General features: G+C 58.9%; 12 protein-coding genes. All 12 read right to left on the minus strand.

The genetic code is table 11. The features are described 5' to 3' along the window. Nucleotides 1-3: 3 nt before the first annotated feature. Nucleotides 4-1,347 carry an ECA oligosaccharide polymerase gene (wzyE, locus tag F3J41_RS21080; protein ID WP_166712326.1) on the minus strand — a complete coding sequence of 448 codons (1,344 nt, stop codon included), beginning with the start codon at nucleotides 1,345-1,347 and terminating at the stop codon, nucleotides 4-6. Then, the gene (locus F3J41_RS21085) at nucleotides 1,344-2,414 is read right to left on the minus strand and encodes a TDP-N-acetylfucosamine:lipid II N-acetylfucosaminyltransferase (RefSeq protein ID WP_166712328.1); all 1,071 of its coding nucleotides are present in this window, start codon (nucleotides 2,412-2,414) and stop codon (nucleotides 1,344-1,346) included. Before F3J41_RS21085 ends, wzyE begins: the two co-directional genes overlap by 4 nt. Next, nucleotides 2,411-3,664 (minus strand): lipid III flippase WzxE, encoded by a 1,254-nt coding sequence (gene wzxE, locus F3J41_RS21090; protein ID WP_058758104.1) that lies wholly within the window; start codon nucleotides 3,662-3,664, stop codon nucleotides 2,411-2,413. Before wzxE ends, F3J41_RS21085 begins: the two co-directional genes overlap by 4 nt. Then, complete coding sequence (rffA, locus tag F3J41_RS21095; RefSeq protein ID WP_021506983.1) at nucleotides 3,664-4,794, minus strand: dTDP-4-amino-4,6-dideoxygalactose transaminase; 1,131 nt, start codon at nucleotides 4,792-4,794, stop codon at nucleotides 3,664-3,666. Before rffA ends, wzxE begins: the two co-directional genes overlap by 1 nt. Beyond that, entirely contained in the window at nucleotides 4,794-5,489 is a 696-nt protein-coding gene (rffC, locus tag F3J41_RS21100; RefSeq protein ID WP_166712330.1) for a dTDP-4-amino-4,6-dideoxy-D-galactose acyltransferase, read from the minus strand. The genes rffA and rffC overlap by 1 nt, the downstream gene beginning before the upstream one ends. Further along, nucleotides 5,467-6,348, minus strand: a complete 882-nt coding sequence (rfbA, locus tag F3J41_RS21105) for a glucose-1-phosphate thymidylyltransferase RfbA (RefSeq protein ID WP_021506985.1) — start codon at nucleotides 6,346-6,348, stop codon at nucleotides 5,467-5,469. The genes rffC and rfbA overlap by 23 nt, the downstream gene beginning before the upstream one ends. A 23-nt stretch (nucleotides 6,349-6,371) precedes the next feature. Continuing rightward, a complete protein-coding gene (gene rffG, locus F3J41_RS21110; RefSeq protein ID WP_021506986.1) occupies nucleotides 6,372-7,448 on the minus strand; it encodes a dTDP-glucose 4,6-dehydratase in 1,077 nt (358 codons plus the stop codon). Further along, the gene (gene wecC, locus F3J41_RS21115) at nucleotides 7,445-8,704 is read right to left on the minus strand and encodes a UDP-N-acetyl-D-mannosamine dehydrogenase (RefSeq protein WP_166712332.1); all 1,260 of its coding nucleotides are present in this window, start codon (nucleotides 8,702-8,704) and stop codon (nucleotides 7,445-7,447) included. The genes rffG and wecC overlap by 4 nt, the downstream gene beginning before the upstream one ends. Before the next feature lie 2 nt (nucleotides 8,705-8,706). Then, complete coding sequence (gene wecB / locus F3J41_RS21120; RefSeq protein WP_166712334.1) at nucleotides 8,707-9,831, minus strand: non-hydrolyzing UDP-N-acetylglucosamine 2-epimerase; 1,125 nt, start codon at nucleotides 9,829-9,831, stop codon at nucleotides 8,707-8,709. 10 nt (nucleotides 9,832-9,841) lie between these two features. Then, nucleotides 9,842-10,891 carry an ECA polysaccharide chain length modulation protein gene (gene wzzE / locus F3J41_RS21125; protein ID WP_021506989.1) on the minus strand — a complete coding sequence of 350 codons (1,050 nt, stop codon included), beginning with the start codon at nucleotides 10,889-10,891 and terminating at the stop codon, nucleotides 9,842-9,844. A 37-nt stretch (nucleotides 10,892-10,928) separates the two neighbouring features. Next, nucleotides 10,929-12,005 carry a UDP-N-acetylglucosamine--undecaprenyl-phosphate N-acetylglucosaminephosphotransferase gene (wecA, locus tag F3J41_RS21130; RefSeq protein WP_021506990.1) on the minus strand — a complete coding sequence of 359 codons (1,077 nt, stop codon included), beginning with the start codon at nucleotides 12,003-12,005 and terminating at the stop codon, nucleotides 10,929-10,931. A gap of 280 nt (nucleotides 12,006-12,285) precedes the next feature. Further along, the gene (gene rho / locus F3J41_RS21135; RefSeq protein ID WP_021506991.1) at nucleotides 12,286-13,545 is read right to left on the minus strand and encodes a transcription termination factor Rho; all 1,260 of its coding nucleotides are present in this window, start codon (nucleotides 13,543-13,545) and stop codon (nucleotides 12,286-12,288) included. Nucleotides 13,546-13,887: the final 342 nt, after the last annotated feature.

A 13,887-nucleotide genomic window follows, 5' to 3' on the forward strand; every position in this document is an offset into this window, starting at 1 on the left:
AGGTTAAGCAGAGCGCGATAAAACTGGCTCCGCGCGCGGGCGAATCAGCCCGGCACGCGCTAACAGCCAGAAAAGTAACTTCGCCAGCCCAACGCAGGCGGCGAAAATCAGGCAAAAGAACACCACGCGCGAGCCGAATGCATCCAGCCCTTCGCGCGCCAGCACGATCATATTGAACACCGCGCCAAAGCAGAAGCTTTGCAAAATGGCACCGCTGTAGCGGTTGCCGGCTTCGCGCCCCTGCTGGTAGAGAGAATCAAACCCTTTCATCAACAGCCCGACCGCTATCGCCCCAAGGGGAATAAAGCCTGCGCCACCCATGATCAGCAGCGAACCGAGCAACGTGGGCGAAATCGCCAGCCCGGAGTGATTATTCAGCACTTCCCAGGTGAAATAGTTGGCGCTGTTGAGCACCATTGAGGGCCGATCCGGCCACAGCCAGCCTGGGATAAACACGTAGAAATCACGCCAGATCGGTGCCAGCCCCTGAAAATCGAATTTGTCGTAATTCTGCAGCAGCAGCGCAAGGTTTTCCCACGGCGAAAAGGTGTCGCGCGTCAGATAGAGAAACGTATAAAACGCTTCATCGCCCACCACATCCAGATTGTAACGACGCAGCGCCAGCCAGAACATGCCGCCAATCGCCATCACGCCGGCCCCCACCAGCATCCACAGCGTAATCCAGCCGCGCGTAATGCCGATGAACAGGAACAGCGCAAAGGCGATGATGATATTGGCGCGCGTCCCGCCCACCAGCGCATAGGTTAGCAGACCAAACGCCACCGTGATCAGCAAAAACAGCAGCCACTGGCGCTGGGTAGGATTAAGGAAATAGCGGATCAGCATCGCCGGAATGAAGAAGTAGAAGAAACGCTTGAGCGCCACGCCGGACACTTCGCTGGAGAAGATCTGGTTATAGGCCGACAGCCGGAACAGCAGCAGGCCGTTATGCATAAAGAACACCGTGACGGTTCCCACCGCCACCAGCGCCAGCAGCAGGCAGGTCAGATGGGTTTCCACCCGGTTCATCGTCAGCCAGGGTTTGCGCGGCTCCGCCTGCGCAGGCCGCAGCCGCACTTTGTAGCTGACGTAATAGATGGCGTAGAAACTGGTGGCGGCCAGCAGCGCCTGCAGCAGATAGTCTGCCGGCACCACGCTGACGTTAAAGCGGAATACCAGCACGCTGGTCAGCGGAAAGCCAAAGTAAAATGTCAGTAAAAACAGCAGGGTAAAAAACAGGTGGAAATTAAAACGCACCCGTTTAAATTCGCGCCAGGTCAGCGTCAGAATGAAGCCCAGCGAAAACAGATACACCACCAGCAGACCACTAAACTGCAGCAGGCTCATGTCGACTCCCTTTCACTCTCCGCCAGCGCGTGGCGCCATCCCGCCAGATAGCCCGGGGCAAAAAAGGCGATAGCGGAACGATCGCACTGCGCCAGTTGACGCTGCGCCTCCGCCACGCGCGTGCGATCCAGCGCATCAGCGCTAAATAACACCGGCAGCCCCTGCTCGCTCAGGTCACGCCAGAACGGATTCTTACGGTTGACCACAAACGGAATGCCGGCCTGAATCAGCAGGCACAGCGTACCGATGCCCTGCTGACGCTCGAACATAAAATAACCGAGCTGACAGCGACTCAGCAATTGCAGATAGGCAGTGAAGTCGATTTTGTCGCGCAGCAGCGTCACCTGGCCGCGCGGAAACAGGCGCTGCGCGGCAGCATCAATCTCATCGATGTACTCATAGTTGCTGGCCGGATAACCGAGCGGGATCACCACGTTAACCTGCTCACCAAACTGGCGGCGAATCGCCTGCAATCCTTCAATGTGCCGGTTGCTGCGATCACCCGAGTTGCCGAGCAGAATGGTAAAGCTGTCGCTGGCGGCAGGGGCGGGTATCGCGGCCTCCGGCATGCGCGTTGGAAAATAGAGCAGCGAAGTGGGTACGCGCGGATGGCGCTGCTGGAAAAAGTGCAGATCGCCGCGCGTGGCAAACACCTGCGCCATGCGCCCCTGGGCGATACGCCGCAGCAGATAAAACAGGCGGTACTTCAGCCCGGCGCCCTCTTCATAGAGATCGGCGCCCCAGACGTGCCAGAACGCCTGCTGTCGCCGCAGCTTGCCGCTGAGCAGCGCCAGCCACAGGCGCGGATTGAACTGGCCGTGAAAGAAGAAGCGCTGATGGCGATCGGCGGCGCGTGCGATCACCGCCTGCGCCAGCGCGCGCTTGCTGGGATACACGTCGATCTGCAGTTGAGGATAGGCCAGCAGGGTATCCGGCGCGGCCGATACCACCATAAACTGACGCGGCGCGTCGGCTGGCGCTTCGACGCTCATGACGTCGTTAAAGAAGCGCAGCAGCGTGTGATTGTGATGCGGGATATCGGAGCCCAGCACGTGAAATAGCGTCATTTTTTTCGGCAATAAATCAAGAAAGCGCCACAGCAAAGGGCAAAGTAGAGCACGTAGGTCGCCATATAAGCCTGCGCCGCGCCCGCCGTTCCGTGCAGTGGGATCAGCCAGTGCGCAAAGGCGGTCAGCAGCACAAACTGGCTGATTTCCGTGAGAATATAAAAGCGCAGTGAGGCTTTGGCGATCACCAGGTATCCGAAAACATAGGCGCCTACTTTAAAGACGTCACCGCACAACTGCCAGACAAAAAGATCGCGCATGGCGCTGAACTGCGGGGAAAACAGCAGCCAGATGGCGACATCGCGCAGCAGCCAGACACAAAAGCTGGCCGCCGCCACCGCCGGCAACACAAAGCGCAGCGCACGGCCAATTTCGCGCGCGATGTCGGCTTTATGCTCCAGCCGCGCCAGCGTTGGCAGCAGCCAGACGCTGAACGTGGCGGTGATAAATTGCAGATACGCATCGGAGATGCTGGTGACGCCCTGCCACAGCCCGACCTGCGCCCAGCCCTGCTGCTGCGCCAGCAGATTACGCATCATCACCCAGGCTACCGGCAGGGTCACGGCCGTCATCAGCGCCATCAGGGTAAATTTGGCCAGATTACGCGCCAGCGCCGGCTGCCACTGCGGCATCAGCCAGCGCAGCGGCAGTTCCTCGCGGTGGCGTCGCAGCATCCACAGCGCCGGCCCGACCAGCAGCGCCGGCACCAGCGCCAGCCCGACCAGCGCACCGGCATAGCCACCCAGCCACCAGCACAACACATAACCCACCACGCCGATCAGGCTGCCGGCAATCAGCGCCAGCGCGTTACCGCGCGCATCGCGAAAACCTTTCAGCAGCGCCAGTGTCAGGTTGGCCCAGGCAATGCCCAGCTGCAAAAAGGCGACGATACGCACCACGTTTTGCCAGGCGGCGTGACCAAACAGCGCCCGGCTGATGGGCTCCGCCGCCAGCAGAAACAGCAGCGCCAGCAGCGTGGAAAACCCCAGCACCATTGCTGACGCAGTGCCGGTCACGGCACGCAGCTGCGCCGGCTGCTGGCGGAACTGCGCGACATAGGTGGTTACGCCGTTGAAGATACCTGCGCCGGCCAGCACACCGAGCACGGTAATCAGCTGGCGAAAGTTACCCGCCTGGCCGACGCCCTCGGGGCCGAAGCTCACGGCCAGCAGTTTCACCACCAGCAGGCCAGCGACAATTTTTACCAGCGTGGACGAGGCGGTCCACACTGAGGCTCTGGCTAACGACATCAGGCAAAGAAGCTCAGCAGCGAACTGATTACCGTACGCTGGTTGTTGTCCGACAGGTTGTAGAACAGCGGCAGCCGCAGCAGGCGCTCGCTCTCGCGCGTAGTGAACGCATCCGTGCCGTGGAAGCGGCCAAAACGCGTGCCGGCCGGTGAGGAGTGCAGCGGGATATAGTGGAACACGGTGAGGATCTCCGCTTCCTTCATCCAGTTAATCAGCGCCTGGCGATCCTCGCTATCGCGCAATTTGAGATAGAACATGTGGGCGTTGTGACGGCAACTGGCCGGCACCGCCGGTAACGCAATGCGTCCGCTGGCCGCCAGCGGCTGCAGCGCGTCGTAATAGTTTTGCCACAGGCGCAGACGCTGCTGGTTGATGCGTTCCGCCGCTTCCAGCTGTGCCCACAGATAAGCCGCCTGCAAATCCGCCATCAGGTAGCTGGAACCAATATCGCGCCAGGTATATTTATCCACCTGTCCGCGGAAGAACTGGCTGCGGTTGGTGCCTTTTTCGCGGATGATCTCCGCACGCTCGATCAGTTTCGCCTCGTTGATCAGCGTAGCGCCGCCTTCACCGCCGGCGGTGTAGTTTTTCGTCTCATGGAAGCTAAAGCAGCCAATATGGCCGATGGTGCCCAGCGCGCGCCCTTTGTACTGCGACATCACGCCCTGCGCCGCATCTTCAATCACATACAGCTGATGCTTCGCTGCCAGCGCCATGATGGTATCCATCTCGCACGCCACGCCCGCGTAATGTACCGGCACGATGGCGCGCGTTTTCGGCGTGATTGCTGCTTCAATCTGCGTTTCGTCGATATTCAGCGTATCCGGACGCACGTCGACGAACACAATGGTGGCGCCGCGCAGCACGAAGGCGTTGGCGGTGGAGACAAAGGTGTAGCTCGGCATGATCACTTCATCGCCGGGCTGGATATCGATCAGCAGCGCGGCCATCTCCAGCGAAGCGGTGCACGAGGGCGTCAGCAGCACTTTTTTGCTGCCAAAATGCTGCTCCATCCACTGCTGACAGCGCCGGGTAAAGCCGCCGTCGCCGCACAGCTTGCCGCTGGCCATCGCCGACTGCATATAGTCAACTTCAGTGCCCACAACCGGGGGCGCGTTAAATGGGATCATCAGGCTTTCCTGTAAAACCAGTAGGCGGTGCTTTCCAGCCGGGCACCGCTGCGTAAATAGAGGCGCATCGCCGTAAGATTGCTGAGCTGGGTTGCGACCCGCAGACGTTCGAGCTGGCGCACCCGGCCCCAGTCGGCTGCCGCCAGCAGCAAACGCTGACCGACGCCGTTGCCCTGCGCCGCCGGCAGCACCGCCAGCAGACCGATACGCGCATCACCGGCGACTTCGCGCATGGAGACGAAACCCTGCAGCGCGCCCTGCTCGTCGCAGGCGATCAGACACTGGTGATCAAAAGTGCCGCGCACCGCGTTCTCAATCCACTGTGCGTAGAAGCGACCGCTGTCTTCAGCGTCAAACCAGGGAGCACGAAAACGGCTCTGGCTAAACGCCTGGGCCGCTGCCGCGCGCAGCTGCGGGATCTGCGCTTCGCGCGCGATGCGCACGCCGGTCTGCCGTTCGGTGCGTTTGATATTGATCGCCAGATCCGCTTCGCCTTCCACCAGCTGAAAACCGTGATGGCTCAGCGCATCTATCGCCGCGCTGTCCTGCGCCGGCACCTTAACCTGCCACAGCGTGTAAGGCTGCTGCAGCGCCTCGGCCAGCGGCACATCGCCGTCCAGCGTCAGCCGCGCCGTGGCGCAGCGGAAGAAGTCGCTCTCCCACGCGAGGGGATCAATACTGACGCGGACGGGCATGCAGAATATCCAGCAGATACTGGCCGTAGCCGGTTTTGGTCAACGCCTGTGCCGCTGCCAGCAGCTGCTCATCGCTCAGCCAGCCGTTGCGCCAGGCAATCTCTTCGAGGCAGGCAATTTTAAAGCCCTGGCGTTTCTCCACCGTTTGCACGAACACGCTGGCCTCAATCAGGCTGTCGTGGGTGCCGGTGTCCAGCCAGGCAAAGCCGCGCCCCAACAGCTCCACCGCCAGTTCGCCCTGCTCCAGATACATCTGGTTGATGGCGGTAATTTCCAGCTCGCCGCGCGCCGAGGGCTGCACCTGCTTCGCAAACTCCACCACGCGGTTATCGTAAAAGTAGAGGCCGGTGACTGCCCAGCGCGATTTTGGCTGCTGCGGCTTCTCTTCAATCGACAGCGCGTTGAAGTCGTCATCAAACTCCACCACGCCAAAACGTTCCGGATCCATGACCTGATAGGCAAAAACCGTGGCACCGTGGCTGCGCGCGGCCACCTTTTTCAGTTTCGGACTGAAGCCCTGGCCGAAGTAGAGATTGTCGCCCAGCACCAGACAACAGCTGTCGTCGCCAATGAAGGATTCACCGATGATAAAGGCCTGCGCCAGGCCATCCGGGCTCGGCTGCTCGGCATACTGCAGCTGCAGGCCAAATTCACTGCCGTCACCCAGCAGCCGCTCAAAATGGGCGCGATCGTCCGGCGTGGTAATAATAAGAATGTCGCGAATCCCCGCCAGCATCAGCACCGACAGCGGATAGTAGATCATCGGTTTGTCGTACACCGGCAGCAGCTGCTTGGATATCGCCCGGGTTATCGGGTGCAGGCGCGTGCCCGAGCCACCGGCTAAAATGATACCTTTCATCGTTGCTCCTCCTGCATGCGCGCTTAACGCGGGGTGGCTAAGCCCAGTCGCTCGCCGCGATAACTGCCGTTGAGAATCGCCTGCCACCACTGCGGATTGGCCAAATACCACTGCACGGTTTTGCGGATGCCGCTGTCGAATGTTTCCTGCGGCGTCCAGCCCAGTTCACGGGCGATTTTACTGGCATCAATGGCATAGCGCAGGTCGTGGCCAGGACGATCGTGGACAAAGGTGATCAGTTCCCGGTAGCTGCTCAGCCCGGCAGCGCGCTGTTGCGGTGCCAGCTCATCCAGCAAATCACACAGCGTCTCCACCACCTCAATATTGCGCCGCTCGTTGTGGCCGCCAATGTTGTAGGTCTCGCCCACTTTGCCGCTGCTGACCACGGTATACAGCGCGCGGGCGTGATCTTCCACATACAGCCAGTCACGAATCTGGCTGCCGTTGCCGTATACCGGCAGCGGCTTACCGGCCAGCGCATTGATAATGGTGAGGGGAATCAGTTTTTCCGGGAAATGGTAAGGCCCGTAGTTGTTGGAACAGTTGGTGACCACCACAGGCAGTCCGTAGGTGCGCAGCCACGCGCGCACCAGATGGTCGCTGCTGGCTTTGGTCGCCGAATAAGGGCTGCTCGGGGCGTACGGCGTGGTTTCGGTAAAGAAATCTTCCGTGCCGTGCAGATCGCCAAACACTTCGTCGGTGGAGATATGGTGCAGGATGAAGCCCTTCTTGCGCTCATCCGTCATGCCGTTCCAGTAATGGCGCGTCGCCTCCAGCAGCTGGTAGGTGCCGACAATGTTGGTTTCGACAAAGGCGATTGGCCCGTCAATCGAGCGGTCCACGTGACTCTCTGCCGCCAGATGCATGATGCAGTCCGGCTGGTACTGCGCCAGCACGCGATCCAGCGCGGCGCGGTCGCAGATATCGACCTGCTCAAAAGCAAAGCGTGCATCCTGCTCAACCGGTGCCAGCGACGCCAGATTGCCGGCATAGCTCAGCTTATCCACCACCACCACCCGGTGGTCGGTATTGGCAATCAGGAAGCGCACCAGCGCGGAGCCAATAAAACCGGCGCCGCCGGTGACTAAAAACTGTTTCATCGCCAGACTCCTTTGGTATCCACAATCCACGGCTGCGTCACCTGTTCAGGGGTGACGGCGCGGAACTGCGCATGATCGACCAGCATCACCAGAATGTCGGCGTGTTGCAGGGCATCAGCCAGCGACACCAGCGTAGCGCGTTCGGCGAGCTGCGGCGGAATATCCGCCACATGCGGCTCGACCACCCAGGTGCGGCCGCTGTGCCAGCCCGCAATACGCTGCGCCACCGACATCGCCGGGCTTTCACGCAGGTCATCGATATTAGGTTTAAATGCCAGACCGAAGCAGGCGATGGTCACGTCCGTGGCACGCTTGCCGCTGGCCGTCAGGCACTCGGCCAGCGCCTGTTTAACCTGATCCAGCACCCAGCCCGGCTTGGCATCGTTAACCTCACGCGCGGTCCGGATCAGCCGTGCCTGCTGCGGGTTTTGCGCCACGATAAACCACGGGTCGACCGCAATGCAGTGGCCGCCGACGCCCGGTCCCGGCTGCAGGATATTGACGCGCGGATGGCGGTTCGCCAGCGCAATCAGTTCCCACACGTTGATCCCCTGTTCGGCGCAGATCAGCGACAGTTCGTTGGCAAAGGCGATGTTCACATCGCGGAAACTGTTTTCCGTCAGCTTGCACATCTCTGCGGTGCGCGCGTTAGTTTCCACGCACTCGCCGCGCAGGAAAATGCGATACAGCTCGCTGGCATGCGCCGAACAGGCCGGCGTCATGCCGCCAATCACGCGGTCATTTTTCAGCAGCTCGACCATCACTTTCCCCGGCAGCACGCGCTCCGGGCAGTAAGCGATAAACACGTCAGGTTGCTCGCCGTGCTGCGGGAAGCGCAGATCCGGGCGCGCCGCCGCCAGCCATTGCGCCATCTGTTCAGTAGCGCCCACCGGCGAAGTTGATTCGAGGATCACCAGATCGCCGGCCTTCAGCACCGGCGCAATCGACAGCGCAGCCGCCTGCACGTAGCTGAGATCCGGCTGATGATCGCCGACAAACGGCGTCGGCACGGCAATCATAAAGGCGTCGGCAGCTTCAGGCTGGGTGGTGGCGCGCAGGTTGCCGTTGTGCACTGCTGCACGTACTACGTCGCCCAGTTCAGGCTCGACGATATGAATTTCGCCGCGATTAATGGTTTCCACCGCGCGCGCATTGATATCCACGCCGATAACCTGTTTCCCGTGCGAAGCAAAAACGGCTGCCGTCGGCAGCCCAATGTAGCCCAGTCCGATAACGGAAATGGTTGAAAAACGCATAGTTAAACTCTGTGTTGTTTAAGTGCCTGCAGGATGCGCGCGCAGGCATGGCCGTCGCCATACGGATTGTGCGCGCGGCTCATCGCCTGCCACGCCTCGTCGTCCTGCAATAGCAGGCTGACTTCAGCAACAATTTTATTCACGTCGGTGCCGACCAGCTTCACCGTACCGGCCGCGACCGCTTCCGGCCGCTCGGTGGTTTCGCGCATCACCAGCACCGGTTTGCCCAGCGACGGCGCCTCTTCCTGGATGCCACCGGAATCGGTAAGAATCAGCCAGGCGCGATTCATCAGCCAGACAAACGGCAGGTACTCCTGCGGCTCAATCAGAATGATGTTGTTGATACCGCTCAGAATACGGTTCACCGGCTCGCTGACGTTAGGGTTGAGGTGCACCGGATAGACAATTTGCAGCTGCGGATGCTGACGCGCCAGCTGCGCCAGCGCGCTGCAGATGCGTTCAAAGCCTTCGCCAAAGCTTTCGCGCCGATGGCCGGTAACCAGAATCAGCTTTTTGTCGGCCTCAAGGAACGGGTAACGCGCCGCCAGGCGGGCATTGAGATCGGCATCATCCAGCACGCGATCGCGTACCCACAGCAGCGCGTCGATCACCGTATTGCCGGTGACGAAAATGCGCGCATCGGGCAGATTTTCGCGCAGCAGGTTTTGCCGGGAATTTTCTGTCGGCGTGAAGTGATAGCTGGCGAGATGGCCGGTCAGGGTGCGGTTGGCCTCCTCCGGCCACGGTGACATCAGGTTACCGGTCCGCAGACCCGCCTCAACGTGGCCCACCGGAATCTGATGGTAAAACGCGGCCAGGCTGGCGGCAAAGGTGGTGGTGGTATCGCCGTGCACCAGCACGACGTCTGGCTGGAAGTCCGCCAGCACGGTTTTCATGCCCTGCAAAATGCGGCTGGTGATCTCGGTCAGCCCCTGTTCGGGCCGCATAATATTGAGGTCATAGTCGGGCTGCAGCCGGAACAGGCGCAGTACCTGGTCAAGCATTTCACGATGTTGTGCCGTCACGCACAGGCGCGATTCGAAGGCAGCATCCTGCGCCAGTGCCTGCACCAGCGGAGCCATTTTGATCGCTTCAGGGCGCGTGCCAAATACAGTCAGAACTTTCACGCGGATTCTCTTAGTGACGGTTGGCGAATGTTGCACGCGGACGACGCACCAGCGCTACGCCGGCACCCACCAGCGCACCGATCGCGCCCCACATCACCATCATAAACAGACGACGTGGGCTATCGCGGCTGACCGGCTCTTCCGGCGTGCGCAGGTAACGGTAGGTCTGGAACGGTTTATCCAGACGCGGCCCGGCCTGCAGTGTGTTGAGCATCGCCCTGTTTTGATCATAGCTTAAATCGTAAGCAGGTCCGCTGGCTTGCAGGGTATCCAGTTGCGCCTGCAGCATCTGCTGCCCCAGCAGGAAGCGATCGCTGTCCGGCAGCGCTTCTCCGCTGACCGGCGCGCGGTTCTCTTTAATGCCCTGCTGGCTGGCCACTTTCAGCGCCTGCTCAATGCGCTGGCGGCGGCGATCAAACACCGCCTGCGCCACTTCCTGCTGACGACTGACCTGCGCCTGCAGCTGCACGCTGCGCGCCTGCCACGCACCTTTGAGCTCATCGTTGAGATGGCGCGCGGCGCGTTCGCTGGCATAGGCAATGTACTGCCGCAGCAGATTGTTGGCGTCGCCGGCGGTCTCCGCAATCAGCTTAATGTTATCCAGCGTATTGTGAGTGGCATCGGCCGGGGTGAACTGAATGTTGGTGATCAGATCGTCGAGCAGCGCGGCATCATTGTGCGCATTACCGCTTTTGCGGCTCTTATAGTAATCAGTCTGCAGCCAGAAATCGCGACGCGTATCCCACGACGCCAGCTGCATGGTGAACTCCTGATAGACCTCATCCATCACCGTCGGCGCAGGCGTATTCAGGCTGACGGTCTCGTTGCGCACATCCAGATTATTGAGGAACTGCTGCTGCACAAAGAATGCGCCCAGCATATTCACCGTCGGCCGATCGGTCACCGCCGTGGCGCTCCAGGATTGCTTCATTAACATGGAAGCCAGCCACGCCAGCAGCGCAAACAGCAGCGCCAGGCCAATAATCCAGCCTTTGCCGCGCCACAGCGTGCAGCCGAGGCCGCGTACATCCAGTTCGTTCTCCACAACGACAGAGGTCATAACAAAAGTGTCCTTATCCGGGTACTTATCTGGGTAATTATTTTTTCTCTTCGCCGCTGCTTTGCCAGCGACGTTTGATACGACGGATTTTGCGCGCGACGCGCCATGCATGTTTCAGGCAATAACCGTAAAGGAGGAAAGCAGCGAGGAACAGCGCCAGCATGACCCACTCGGGAATAAATGCCAGATATTCGCCCAGCACGCCAATCCCGGCCAGCAGCGCGGCGGCCACGGTAATCAATAAAAATGCCTGCCGGGAGGTAAAACCGGCCCGCATGATCAGGTGATGGATATGCTGACGATCGGCCGAGAACGGGCTCATGCCCTTGCGCAGGCGACGATACATGATCGCCACCATGTCCATCAGCGGAATAGCAATCAGCCACAGGGCGGTGACTGGCGTGATGGGATGGCTGAGGCCCTGCGTCGTTTCCAGCAGAATCCAGATGATAGTGAAGCCGATCATGGTACTGCCGGCATCACCCATAAACACTTTATAACGGCGGCCTAAAAAGCCGAGATTAAGCAGAATGTAGGGAATGGTGGCGGCGATCATCGCGAAGCACCACATCGCCAGGCTGGTCTGTCCGTCAAAATAGAGGATGATGCCCATCGCGGCGAAGGTGACGCAGGATAAGCCACCCAGCAGACCATCAATACCGTCCACCATATTGAAAGCATTGATCGCTGCCCATACCGCGAACAGCGTCAGCACATAGCCGAAAGGCCCGACGATCAGCTCGACCGGACCTATGATAAACCCCAGGCTCAGTAAATAGAGTTTTGCCCCGACCATCATCACGATGGCGATCGCCGCCTGAACCACGGCACGGATTTTGACGCTGATATCAAAGCGGTCATCGAGCGCGCCGACCAGCACCAGTACCCCGGCGCAGAAAAGGTACAGTACGGCGTGCGGCAGATAATAATTTGAGATGGCAAAGGCGAAGCAAATCCCCGCATACACGGAGATACCGCCGACTAACGGAATGGCGCCATGGTGTCGTTTTCTGGAATTCGGCGTGTCCACAAGCCCAATTTTTTTAGCCGCTTTACGAGCAAAAAACAGGAACGCTAAAGAAAAAAGAAAAACTAAACCAAGCTCAGTACTCATAGTGAGTAAATTCACGTTAACGCTCTCAGCTAAAATCATGGACAACAATAAGCAATTTTCCCGCCATTGCTGTATATCCCTGGTCTGAATTCTGTCGCAGCGCGTGCGTTTGCTGAAAAAACCGCCGCTTTGCTGCCTCAGTCAATATGTCTGCTTCCTGACAGGCATAATCCTAATGCCCACAAATGAAAAACGCCACGTTAAGACGTGGCGTTAGTCATAAATCCTGGCAATTTGTGCCGTTAGCCGGCTGGCTCAGGCCGTTACCGGCGGCAACAGATTACGAGCGTTTCATCATATCGAAGAATTCGTCGTTGGTTTTGGTCATTGCCAGTTTATTGATGAGGAACTCCATTGCATCAATTTCACCCATCGGATGGATGATTTTGCGCAGGATCCACATCTTCTGCAGCTCTTCCTGAGAGGTGAGCAGCTCTTCTTTACGCGTACCGGAACGGTTGTAATCGATAGCCGGGAACACGCGCTTCTCAGCGATTTTACGTGACAGGTGCAGTTCCATGTTACCTGTACCTTTAAACTCTTCGTAAATCACTTCGTCCATCTTCGAACCGGTATCAACCAGCGCGGTGGCGATGATGGTCAGGCTGCCGCCCTCTTCCACGTTACGTGCCGCACCGAAGAAACGCTTCGGACGATGCAGGGCGTTGGCGTCAACACCACCGGTCAGGACTTTACCCGACGCCGGCACTACGGTGTTGTAGGCGCGCGCCAGACGGGTGATGGAGTCCAGCAGGATGATAACGTCTTTTTTGTGCTCGACCAGGCGCTTAGCCTTCTCGATCACCATCTCTGCAACCTGCACGTGACGCGAGGCCGGTTCGTCAAAGGTAGACGCGATAACTTCGCCTTTCACCAGACGCTGCATTTCGGTTACTTCTTCCGGACGCTCGTCAATCAGCAGCACCATCAGCACGCAGTCAGGATAGTTGTACGCGATGCTCTGCGCGATGTTCTGCAGCAGCATGGTTTTACCGGCTTTCGGCGGTGCGACGATCAGACCACGCTGACCACGACCGATTGGCGATGCCAGATCCAGCACGCGCGCCGTCAGGTCTTCGGTCGAACCGTTACCACGCTCCATGCGCAGACGGTTGTTCGCGTGCAGCGGCGTCAGGTTTTCAAACAGAATCTTGCTACGGGCGTTTTCTGGCTTGTCGTAGTTAACTTCGTTAACTTTCAGCAGCGCAAAATAGCGTTCACCTTCTTTCGGTGGGCGGATTTTGCCAGAAATGGTGTCACCAGTGCGGAGGTTGAAGCGGCGGATTTGGCTGGGAGAAACGTAGATATCATCGGGACCGGCGAGGTAGGAGCTGTCTCCGGAGCGGAGGAAACCAAATCCATCCTGCAGTATCTCCAGCACACCATCACCGAAGATGTCTTCGCCGCTCTTCGCGTGTTGTTTCAGGATGGCGAAAATAATGTCCTGTTTGCGCATACGCGCCAGGTTTTCCAGCCCCATATTTTCGCCGAGAGTAATCAGCTCAGAAACCGGCGTATTCTTTAATTCGGTAAGATTCATAGTGATGGGTTCTTAAACTCGGGGTAATTCTCGAAATGTTTGTCGTGAATGGTATGGCAAAAATTCCATGCCTGTTAATGGCTCTTTTTCAACGCTGCTCGACGGTTATCGTCAGATGTGGCGATAGGAAGCGAGGAGACGGTCGAAAGGTGATGCCGAATGTGCTAGCCGTCAGATTGCCAAACCACGAAAACGTTCAATGCGAGCTGGGTCTGACAAGGGAAAACTTTAGATGCAAACTACAAGGTAAGTGCGTAATGCAGTGAGGTCAACTTAACACGCCTGAAGGGAGACGTCCAGCAGTGGCGAAAAAATTCACCACTGCCGAACAAACACCGCGCC

It is taken from the genome of Pantoea sp. Ap-870 (assembly GCF_011752515.1).
Taxonomy (GTDB): domain Bacteria; phylum Pseudomonadota; class Gammaproteobacteria; order Enterobacterales; family Enterobacteriaceae; genus Pantoea; species Pantoea dispersa.

Bases quoted from the DNA above. Each gene is read 5' to 3' on its own strand.
- rho (WP_021506991.1), bottom strand. From the start codon at position 13,545: ATGAATCTTACCGAATTAAAGAATACGCCGGTTTCTGAGCTGATTACT.
- rffA (WP_021506983.1), bottom strand. From the start codon at position 4,794: ATGATCCCATTTAACGCGCCCCCGGTTGTGGGCACTGAAGTTGACTAT.
- F3J41_RS21085 (WP_166712328.1), bottom strand. From the start codon at position 2,414: ATGACGCTATTTCACGTGCTGGGCTCCGATATCCCGCATCACAATCAC.
- wzyE (WP_166712326.1), bottom strand. From the start codon at position 1,347: ATGAGCCTGCTGCAGTTTAGTGGTCTGCTGGTGGTGTATCTGTTTTCG.
- wzzE (WP_021506989.1), bottom strand. From the start codon at position 10,891: ATGACCTCTGTCGTTGTGGAGAACGAACTGGATGTACGCGGCCTCGGC.
- rfbA (WP_021506985.1), bottom strand. From the start codon at position 6,348: ATGAAAGGTATCATTTTAGCCGGTGGCTCGGGCACGCGCCTGCACCCG.
- wzxE (WP_058758104.1), bottom strand. From the start codon at position 3,664: ATGTCGTTAGCCAGAGCCTCAGTGTGGACCGCCTCGTCCACGCTGGTA.
- wecC (WP_166712332.1), bottom strand. From the start codon at position 8,704: ATGCGTTTTTCAACCATTTCCGTTATCGGACTGGGCTACATTGGGCTG.
- rffC (WP_166712330.1), bottom strand. From the start codon at position 5,489: ATGCCCGTCCGCGTCAGTATTGATCCCCTCGCGTGGGAGAGCGACTTC.
- wecA (WP_021506990.1), bottom strand. From the start codon at position 12,005: ATGAGTACTGAGCTTGGTTTAGTTTTTCTTTTTTCTTTAGCGTTCCTG.
- rffG (WP_021506986.1), bottom strand. From the start codon at position 7,448: ATGAAACAGTTTTTAGTCACCGGCGGCGCCGGTTTTATTGGCTCCGCG.